This window comes from Micromonospora sp. NPDC005806, from assembly GCF_042871425.1.
Classification (GTDB): domain Bacteria; phylum Actinomycetota; class Actinomycetes; order Mycobacteriales; family Micromonosporaceae; genus Micromonospora.
Map to the genome: position 1 here is coordinate 87,527 of NZ_JBIAIL010000029.1, position 6,233 is coordinate 93,759.

General features: G+C 74.9%; 5 protein-coding genes. 1 reads left to right on the forward strand and 4 read right to left on the reverse strand.

The features are described from left to right. Positions 1-17: 17 nt before the first annotated feature. The gene (locus ACFYOS_RS25910; protein ID WP_387146715.1) at positions 18-2,132 is read left to right on the forward strand and encodes a glycogen debranching N-terminal domain-containing protein; all 2,115 of its coding nucleotides are present in this window, start codon (positions 18-20) and stop codon (positions 2,130-2,132) included. 66 nt (positions 2,133-2,198) lie between these two features. On the opposite strand, the gene ACFYOS_RS25915 is transcribed toward ACFYOS_RS25910, so the two are convergent. The 4 genes from ACFYOS_RS25915 to ACFYOS_RS25930 form a co-directional block, all read right to left on the reverse strand. Continuing rightward, on the reverse strand, positions 2,199-2,675 hold the full coding sequence (locus tag ACFYOS_RS25915) for a GNAT family N-acetyltransferase (RefSeq protein ID WP_387146718.1): 477 nt from the start codon (positions 2,673-2,675) through the stop codon (positions 2,199-2,201). A gap of 111 nt (positions 2,676-2,786) precedes the next feature. Then, positions 2,787-3,713: a helix-turn-helix domain-containing protein gene (locus ACFYOS_RS25920; protein ID WP_387146721.1), complete on the reverse strand. Its 927-nt coding sequence runs from the start codon at positions 3,711-3,713 to the stop codon at positions 2,787-2,789. Between the two features lie 91 nt (positions 3,714-3,804). Beyond that, positions 3,805-4,578: a 4-hydroxy-tetrahydrodipicolinate reductase gene (gene dapB / locus ACFYOS_RS25925; RefSeq protein ID WP_387146724.1), complete on the reverse strand. Its 774-nt coding sequence runs from the start codon at positions 4,576-4,578 to the stop codon at positions 3,805-3,807. A gap of 47 nt (positions 4,579-4,625) precedes the next feature. Next, a complete protein-coding gene (locus tag ACFYOS_RS25930; RefSeq protein ID WP_387146726.1) occupies positions 4,626-6,008 on the reverse strand; it encodes a M16 family metallopeptidase in 1,383 nt (460 codons plus the stop codon). Between the last annotated feature and the right edge of the window lie 225 nt (positions 6,009-6,233).

Sequence of the window (6,233 nt, forward strand, 5' to 3'; positions counted from 1 at the left end):
AGCACCAGGAGTCCCCCGTGTCCGAACGCCACCTGCAACCCCTGCTGCACGAGCTGGTCGGCGCGGTCCACGCCCCCACCAGCGCACTGGGTGACGCGGCAGGTCAGATCCGGCCGAACGGCGTCCAGGGCGTCTTCCACGCCGACGCCCGGGTGCTCTCCCGCGCCGAGTTGCGGATCGACGACCGGGAGGCGGAGGCGCTGACCCGCGGTCCGGCCGGGCCGCACGGCGTCCGCTTCGTCAGCCTGGCCCGCTGGCTCGGCGACCCGACCCCCGACCCGACCGTCCGGATCGACCGCACCCGGCAGGCCGGCCCGCACGGCCTCACCGAGGAACTCGTCGTCTCCTCCACCGCCTCGGTCCCGGTCCGCGCCACGGTCAGCGTCGACCTCGGCTGCGACCTCGCCCCGATCGAGCTGGTCAAGTCCGGCGGGACCGGATCACCGCTGGAGGCGAAGGCCGGCGAGCCCGGCCGCGTCGAGTGGGCCGCCGAGGGCGTCACCGTGACGGTGACCGGCGAGGCGGCCACCGTGGACGCCACCGGCGACCGGACGACCACGCCCCGGCTGAGCTGGCCGGTCGCGCTCGCCCCCGGCGAGGGCGTGACGCTGCGCTGGCGGCTCGCCGTCACCGACCCGAAGGCCGTCGTGGCCGCCCCGCCGGCCGGCCCCGAGTGGTCCGCACCGGAGGTACGCGCCGACGACCGCCGCCTGGTCCGGCTGCTCCACCGCTCCCTGGCAGACCTGCGCGGGCTGCGGCTGGCCGACCCGGCCCACCCCGGGGACGTCTTCCTCGGCGCCGGGGTGCCCTGGTTCCTCACCCTCTTCGGCCGGGACAGCCTCTGGGCGGCCCGGATGATGCTGCCGCTCGGCACCGAGCTGGCCGCCGGGACGCTGCGGGTCCTCGCCCGCCGCCAGGGCACCCGGGTCGACCCGGCCACCGGCGAGGCGCCGGGCAAGATCCTGCACGAGCTGCGCCGGCACGAGTTCACCCTGGCCGACGACGGGCTGCGGCTGCCGCCCGCGTACTACGGCACGGTCGACGCCACGATGCTCTGGGTCGGGCTGCTGCACGACGCCTGGCGCTGGGGACTCCCCGCCGAGCAGGTCGAGCCGCTGCTGCCGCACCTGGAGGCCGCGCTCGGCTGGCTCGGCGAACACGCCGACGCCGACGGCGACGGCTTCGTCGAGTACGTCGACACCACCGGCCACGGCCTGGCCAACCAGGGCTGGAAGGACTCCGGCGACGCGGTCCGCTTCCGGGACGGCCGGCTGGCCGAGCCGCCGATCGTGCTGGCCGAGGTGCAGGGGTACGCGTACCAGGCGGCGGTGAACGGCGCCGACCTGCTCGACGCCTTCGGCCGGCCGGGCGGCGACCGTTGGCGCGGGTACGCCGACCGGCTCGCGGAGCGGTTCCGGGGCGCGTTCTGGGTAGACGGCCGGTACGGCCCACAGCCCGCCCTCGCCCTGGACCGGGACAAGCGCCCGGTGGACTCGCTGACCAGCAACATCGGCCACCTGCTCGGCACCGGGCTGCTGTCGGACGCCGAGTCGGCACAGGTCGCGGCGCTGCTCTCCACCGAGGCCCTGGCCGGCGGTTTCGGGCTGCGGACCATGTCCACCGACGACGCCGGGTTCAGCCCACTGTCGTACCACTGCGGGTCGATCTGGGCGCACGACACCGCGATCGTGCTCGGCGGCCTGGCCCGGGCCGGGTACCGCGACGCCGCGCTCCGGCTCGCCGACGGTCTGCTCGGCGCGGCCGAGGCGTTCGACTACCGCCTCCCCGAGCTGTACGGCGGGGACGATCGGGGGACGCTCGGCCGTCCGGTGCCGTACCCGGCGGCATGCCGCCCGCAGGCCTGGTCGGCGGCGGCCGCGGTGCTGCTGCTCCAGGCCGGCGTGGGGCTCTACCCCGACGTGCCGGGCGGCCGGGTGGAGCTGCGCCCGCTGGCCGGCCCCGAGCTGGGCGCCCTCGCCGCCGACAACCTCCGCGTCGCCGGCTCCCCGGTCACGGTCGAGGTCGACCGCACCGGCCACCCCACCGTCACCGGCCTCCCCACCACCCTGACCGTCACCCCTCGCATCCCCACCCCCCGCCCCGCCGCCGACCCCACCCGCTCCCCCGCCTGACCGCCCCTCCGTCGATCATGAAGTTGGCGGCGAAGCTGATCTTCCTCGGCGCCGCCAACTTCATGATCAACGTGACGGGGTCGGGGAGAGTTCGGCGATCACCTCGTCGTCCTCCATGGCGCCGGTGGGGCGGAAACCGAGGGAGCGGTAGAGGGCGGCGGCCGGGCGGTTGTCCGGGTGGTAGCTGAGGCGGACCGGGTGGTCCTCCCTGGCCAGCCAGTCGGCGAGGGTGCGGACGGTGGCCCGGCCGACGCCCCGGTCCTGCTCGGCGGCGTCGATCACCATCCCGCCGATCCAGCGGGAGGCATCGTCGTCCACGCCCCACATGACGTGCCCGACCACCGTCTCGTCCGCGTACACGGCGAGCGAGGTCCACACGTCCGAGCGCATGGTCAGCACCAGGTAGCGGGCGGCCAGGGCGGGCACCCAGGTGCGCTGGTCGTCGCGCGGCGCGACGTCGGCCACCGCCCGCCAGTTGTCGTCGTCCACCGGCCGCAGGGTCACCTGGCGACCGGCGCGGTCGCGCAGCCCGGAATCGATCATGACGGTCAGCCTAGGTGCAGCCCCCGTGCCGGACGACCGGTTTCCGGCCACCTCTGGTCGCGACTGCGGGGCACGCAAGACCGGCTCACTCCTCGCGCCCACGCCGCCCCGTCAGCCGGCCGCCGCGGCGTCCAGGAAGGGACGCGGGTCGCCCGCACCGAGGTCGGTGATCCCCGCGCTGTGCAGGGCGCCGATGGCGAGGGTACGCCGCACCGCCGCGAAGGTGATCACGTGACCGATGGTGCCGCCCAGGCTGTGCGTGGTCGGCGGCGCGCAGGTGGTGTCCACGAAGGTGTCCGCCAAGGTCCCGTCGGCCAACGTCCGGGCCACGAAGGCGCGCCAGTCCGGGCCGGCGGCCGCATGCCGGGCGGCCAGGCCGGCCACCGACCGGTCGCTCTCGTCGGGCCACTCGCCCCCGCGCAGCGCGGAGAGCCAGTGCTCCTCCTGGGTGACCATCGCGTTGATCAGCGAACGGAGGGTGGGCCGCTCGTCGATGGTCTCCACCGACACCGTGATGGGCCGGTCGAGCACCTCCTCGCCGAGCGTGCCGGCGCGATCGATGATCGCGGTGAGCGTGTCGACGTGGTGGTCGACCAGATGCTGGAGCACGTTCATCGGAGTCTCCTGTCGGGCAGCCGGCAGCCGCAGGCCACCGGGGGGCTGGAAGTGGACGCCGCTGGGGCAGGGCAGCTCCAGCTCGCGGAAGGTGAGCGGCGGGCGCCGCCGCACCACGGTCGGGGCCACCCCGTACGACCGTTGGAAGGCGCGGGTGAACGCCTCGTGCGAGCCGTACCCGGCCTCGACCGCGATGTCGAGGACGGTCCGGTCGCTGGTGATGAGCCGGTGCGCCGCCCGCTCCAGCAGCAGCCGGCGGCGCAGGGCGCCCGGGGGTTCCCCGGTGGCGGCGGCGACCAGGCGGTCGAAGTGGAAGCGGGACAGATGGGCCCGGGCCGCAACCTCGGTCGGGCTGGCGGCCGGGTCGTCGAGCGCGACCTGGAGCCAGTCGAGGATTCCGGTGAGCCCGTCCGTCGAGGTCATGCGTTCAGCCTGCACCCCACGGCGGTCACCGCGCTTGATCGCGGTTGCGGACCTGTCTCCGGCCGCGGGTGCGGCGCCCGGGCGGAGCGGCTCAGTCCAGCAGGGCGTCCAGGCCGACGGTGAGGCCGGGCCGGCGGCGCACCTCGCGCACGGCGAGCAGCACGCCCGGCATGAACGAGGCCCGGTCGTACGAATCGTGCCGGATGGTCAGCGTCTCGCCGGTGGTGCCGAAGAGCACCTCCTGGTGGGCGACCAGGCCGGTGGCGCGGACGGCGTGCACGCGCACTCCGTCGATCTCGGCGCCGCGTGCGCCCGGCACCTCGTCCTTGGTGGCGTCCGGCACGGGGCCGAGACCGGCCTCGGCGCGGGCCTGCGCGATCAGCCGCGCGGTGTGCGTGGCGGTGCCGCTGGGGGCGTCCAGCTTGCGCGGGTGGTGCTGCTCGATGATCTCGACCGACTCGAAGTGCCGGGCCGCGCGGGCGGCGAACTGCATCATCAGCACCGCGCCGATGCCGAAGTTGGGGGCGATCACCACGCCCACCCCCGGCTTGCGCGCCAGCCAGCCGCGCACCCGCTCCAGCCGCTGCTCGGTGAAGCCGGTCGTGCCGACAACCGCGTTGATGCCCTGGTCGATGCACCAGTGCAGGTTGTCCATGACGACGTCCGGAGTGGTGAAGTCGACGACCACCTCGGCGCCGGCGTCGGAGGCGGCGAACAGCCCGTCCCCCTGGTCGATCATCGCCACCAGGTCCATGTCCGGAGCCGCGTCGACCGCCTTGCAAACCTCCATGCCCATCCGGCCGCGGGCGCCCAGCACGCCGACCCGGATCGGCTCGGCCGGGTTCTTCTCCTGCTCGTCAGTCACGGGGCACAACTTATCCCAATCGGGACGCGGGCACCCGGCGGGACCGATCAGCGGGACGCGGCGAAGGTGGACTCGTCGAACGGACCGACCACGGCGAGGGACATCGGCCGACCGAGCAGGTCGGCGGCGAGGCCGTTCACGTCGTCCAGGGTCACCGCGTCGACCCGGGTGAGCAGCTCGTCCACCGGCATCAGGTCGCCGTAGAGCAACTCGCCCTTGGCCAGCCGGCTCATCCGGGAGCCGGTGTCCTCCAGGCCGAGGACGAAGGAGCCCTTGCTCATCCCCTTGCCCCGGGCCAGCTCCGCCTCGCTGATCCCCTGCGCGGCCACCTTGGCCAGCTCGGCCCGGGTCAGGTCCAGCACCTCGTCCACCTTGCCCGGCGCGCAGCCGGCGTAGACGGCGAACAGCCCGCTGTCGGCGTACTGGCTGGCGTACGAGTAGACCGAGTACGCCAGGCCGCGCTGCTCGCGGATCTCCTGGAACAGTCGGCTGGACATGCCGCCGCCGAGGACGTTGTTGAGCACGCCGAGGGCGAAGCGCCGCTCGTCGAGGCGGTCGATGCCGGGGCAGCCGAGGATGACGTGCGCCTGCTCGGTCTCCTTCGGCTCGACCAGGGTGGTGGCCGGCTTCGTGCGTACCGCCGGGGCGGCCGGCCGGTGCGGGGCCGGCACCGCCGGGTCGGTGTCCAGCGGCGTGCCGCGCAGCGCCTGCCGGACCAGCTTGACCACGGCGGCGTGGTCGAGGTTCCCGGCGGCGGCGATGACGATCTGCGGCGGGGTGTAGCGGCGGCGGTAGAAGCTCTGGATCTGCCGCCGGGTCATCGGGGTGACCGTCTCCTCGGTGCCGGAGATCAGCCGGCCGAGGGGGTGGTCGCCGTAGACGGCGCGGGCGAAGAGGTCGTGCACCTCGTCGCCGGGCTCGTCGTCGTGCATGGCGATCTCTTCGAGGATGACGCCGCGCTCGGTCTCCACGTCGGCGGCGTCCAGCACCGAGTCGGCGACCAGGTCGCACATGACATCGATGGCCAGCGGCAGGTCCTCGTCCAGCACCCGCGCGTAGTAGGTGGTGTATTCCTTCGTGGTGAAGGCGTTGGTCTCGCCGCCGACCGCCTCGATCTCGGCGGAGATGTCCAGCGCGGTGCGCTTCCTGGTGCCCTTGAAGAGCAGGTGCTCCAGGAAGTGCGCGGCGCCGGCCTGCGGCCCGGTCTCGTCGCGGGAGCCGACGGCGACCCAGATGCCGAACGAGACGCTGCGCATCGCCGGGATCGCCTCGGTGAGCACGCGCAGCCCGCTGGGCAGCACGGTGCGGCGCACGGTGCCGCCGAGCGGGTCGTCACTCAGCGTGCGGGTGACCGCCCGGGTCGTCCCGCCGCCCGACAGCACCACCCCCCGTCGATCCGCAGGAGAAGACGAACGCCGGGTCCGGCTCACGAAAACCTGCTCTCAGTTCGACGAGGGGTGGGTGGTGCGGTGGTAACGGGCGACGGCTCCCGGTCACGGCACGGCGTCAGACGCGCCGGGCTGGAGCCGTGGCCGGGCGGGGGGCCCCCCCCGGGGGGGCCCCCCCGGGGGGGGGGGCGCGGGGGGGGGGGCGCCCCCCCGGGGGGGGGGGGCCCCCCCCCCCCCCCCCCCCCCCCCCCCCCCGGCCCCCCCCCC